Source organism: Planomonospora algeriensis, assembly GCF_977012225.1.
Map to the genome: position 1 here is coordinate 1 of NZ_CDRNDK010000623.1, position 3,017 is coordinate 3,017.

At 74.9% G+C, this 3,017-nt stretch carries 4 protein-coding genes; 1 reads left to right on the plus strand and 3 read right to left on the minus strand.

Annotated elements, in window-relative coordinates; all coding sequences use genetic code 11:
* A partial coding sequence (locus ACWJ6R_RS33530) for an acyl carrier protein (protein WP_449066069.1) occupies positions 1–295 on the minus strand: 295 nt, incomplete at its 3' end.
* A gap of 215 nt (positions 296–510) precedes the next feature.
* Positions 511–966 carry a hypothetical protein gene (locus ACWJ6R_RS33535; RefSeq protein ID WP_449066070.1) on the minus strand — a complete coding sequence of 152 codons (456 nt, stop codon included), beginning with the start codon at positions 964–966 and terminating at the stop codon, positions 511–513.
* Here ACWJ6R_RS33535 and ACWJ6R_RS33540 point away from each other — a divergent pair.
* Positions 938–1,813: an alpha/beta hydrolase gene (locus ACWJ6R_RS33540; RefSeq protein WP_449066071.1), complete on the plus strand. Its 876-nt coding sequence runs from the start codon at positions 938–940 to the stop codon at positions 1,811–1,813. The two genes, ACWJ6R_RS33535 and ACWJ6R_RS33540, sit on opposite strands and share 29 nt — an antisense overlap.
* A gap of 89 nt (positions 1,814–1,902) precedes the next feature.
* Here ACWJ6R_RS33540 and ACWJ6R_RS33545 read toward each other — a convergent pair.
* The coding region (locus ACWJ6R_RS33545; protein ID WP_449066072.1) for an aminotransferase-like domain-containing protein at positions 1,903–3,017 on the minus strand (1,115 nt) is incomplete at its 5' end.

The following is a 3,017-nucleotide window of genomic DNA, read 5'->3' on the forward strand; positions in this document are numbered from 1 at the left end:
GGCGCGGCCCCCGGACATCTGCGGCCGACACCGCACCTCGGGCGGGGGCCGCCGCCCGCGGGGCGAGACCCCGGGCCAGCCGGTCGATCGTGGGGTACTCCCAGACCAGCGTGGGCGCCAGCTCCCTGCCGAGCAGCACCTCCAGTTCCCCCGCCACGGCGACCGCGTCCCGCGAGGACAGCCCGAACTCCTCCAGGGGGCGGTCGGCGTCGACGTCGGCGAGGGAGAGCCGGCAGCGGGTCGCGATCCGCTCCGACAGGAAGCGGCGGATGTCGTCTTCACCGAGCAGGTCCACGGGGCGACTCCTGAGAACAGCCGAGGTGATCGGCCAACTTACCCAGGGGGGTCGGCGGGAGGGATCCCTGGCGGACCACAATCCACCAGGGCGTTTTGTCATGGGCGTGACAACGGGCCGGTACGGCGCGCGGGGCGTGGACGGGTTTGTCGCCGGAGCTCAAGCGGGCCCGGTGATTCGTTGCGGACGCCCATATCGGAGCCCCGCCGCCCGGCCTAAGGTCGCCTCCCACGGCCCTCACCGCTCCGGGCCGGTGGAGGAATGACGATGCGCCCTGCCCGACGCGGACTCCCGGTCCCCCCGATCCCGCTGCCGATCCCGCCGTCGGTCTCCCCACCGATTCCGTCGTCGGCCTCCCTGCCGATCTCCTCGCCGATCTCGCTGTCGGTCTCACTGGTGATCTCGCTGTCGGCCGCGCTGCTCCTCGGACCGCCGACGGCCGCGCACGCGGAGACGGCCCCGGCGGCGGTTCCGGCGGCGGCCCCGGCGGCGGCCCCGGCGGTGAAGCCGAGTCCCTCCTCCAAGCCGAGCCCGGATCCGAGTGCGTCCCCGCGCTCCTCCACGAGACCGGCCTCCGCCGCGAAGGCGGGCCGGAGCCCGTCGGGTCCCTGGCCGGCGGCGCTGCGTGGCAGGGCGCGCGTGGTGAAGGAGCGCTGGTTCGGCCTGCGCATGGTCGACCTGACGATCTCGTCCCCGGCGGTGAACGCCCGGCTCCCGGTCCGGGTGCTGGTCCCCAACGGCTGGTCGAAGCAGGCGGACCGCACCTGGCCGGTCCTCTACCTGCTGCACGGCGGCGCGGACGACTACACCTCCTGGACCCGGATGACCGACATCGAGGAGCTCACCGAGAACCTGGACGCGATCGTCGTGATGCCCGAGGCCGGGCGGGCCGGGAACTACAGCGACTGGCACAACGGCGGTAGGGGCGGCGCGCCCGGCTGGGAGACCTTCCACACCGGGGAACTGCGCCGCCTGCTGGAGAGCGGCTACCGGGCCGGGACCCGCCGGGCCGTCGCGGGCCTGTCCATGGGCGCCTACGGCGCGATGAAGTACGCCGCCAGGCACCCCGGCATGTTCCGCTTCGTCGGCGCCTACAGCGGGGTCATGTCCACCCGCCTGCCCGGCATCCCGGACCTGATCATGAACGCGCAGGCCGCCGAGGGCAAGGACCCGAAGGCGCTCTGGGGCGACCCGATCAGGAACCGGAACGTCTGGAAGGCCAACGACCCGGCGTACCTGGCCCGGAACCTGCGCGGGACGGGCATCTACATCTCCAGCGGCACGACCAGCCTCCCCGGCGAGCTGGACGCGCCCGGCACTCCCTGGTCGCCCGCCCACCTGAGCGAACCGGTCTCCGCCTACACCACCAAGGACCTGGTCGCCAGGCTCCGCCTGCACGGGATCAAGCCGGTGGTCCACCTCTACCAGGACGGCACCCACAGCTGGCCGTACTGGGAGCGCGAGTTCACCCGCTCCTACCCGATGATCCTGACCGCCCTCGGCCTGCCGCGGAACTGACACCGTCCGCACGGTCCGCACCGGTCGCGGCCGTCGGTCGCACCGGTGACGCCGAGGTGTTCCGGAGCGAGGAGGACGACGGCCTCCCGCTACCGGTCGGCACGGCCTTCGAGCACCGCCGCGATCTCCGCCGCGGCGAAGGGGGCCCGGGCCGGTGAGAGCCGGCCGTACCCGATGACCAGGGCGGGCCGGAGGGGGCGGCGGGCGTAGCGCGACAGCGGCATCACGGCCACGCCCCGGCGCTCCAGGCGGTCGGCGACATCGCGGTCGTCACGCCCGGACGGCAGCGGGAGCACCAGGTGCAGCCCCGCGGCGATCCCGCCGACGGGACCGGCGTCGCGGATGACGGAGTGGCCGCGCAGGGCCGCGAGCACCGCCTCCCGGCGCTCGCGGTACAGCGTGCGGGCGCGGCGCAGGTGCCTGTCGTAGTCGCCGGTGTCGACGAGCCGGGCGAGCGCCAGCTGGTCGAACACGCCGGGGCCCGCGCCCGACCGTTCGAGGGCCTCGGTCACCGGGTCCCTCAGGCGTGCGGGAGGGACCATCCAGCCCATCCGCAGGCCCGGGTGCAGGGTCTTGCTCACGGAGCCGAGGTAGGCGACGTCGTCCCGGTCGAGGGCCGCCAGCGCGCCGATCGGCTTGCGGTCGTAGCGGAACTCGGCGTCGTAGTCGTCCTCCAGCACGACGGCCGAGCGCTCCTTCGCCCACGTCAGCAGCGCCCGCCGCCGCCCCGCCGACAGCGCGGCGCCGGTGGGGAACTGGTGGGCGGGCGAGCAGAGCACCGCGTCCGCGTCCGTCCGCCGCAGACTCCCGACGTCGATGCCCTCGCCGTCGACGGTCACCGGCTCGACCGCCAGCCCCGCGTGGACGGCGGCATCGGCGAGCCGGCTCCAGCCGGGGTCCTCCACCGCCAGCCGCGACGCCGACCGCCGGGCCAGGACGCCTGCCAGCAGCCCCACCGCGTGCGTGGTGCCGCAGGTGATGACCACTTCCTCAGGTGAGACCGCCACTCCCCGGGTCCGTCCCAGGTAACCGGCTACGACCTCGCGCAGCCGCCGTACGCCCCCGGCCGGCGGGAACACGTCCGCGCCCTCGCCGGCCGTGAGGACGTGATGCATCGCCCGGCTCCAGGCGGCGGCGGGGAAGCGCGCCACGTCGGGCGCGCCGGGCCGGGAGATCGGCCACGATCGGCGAGGGCGCCGCGCGG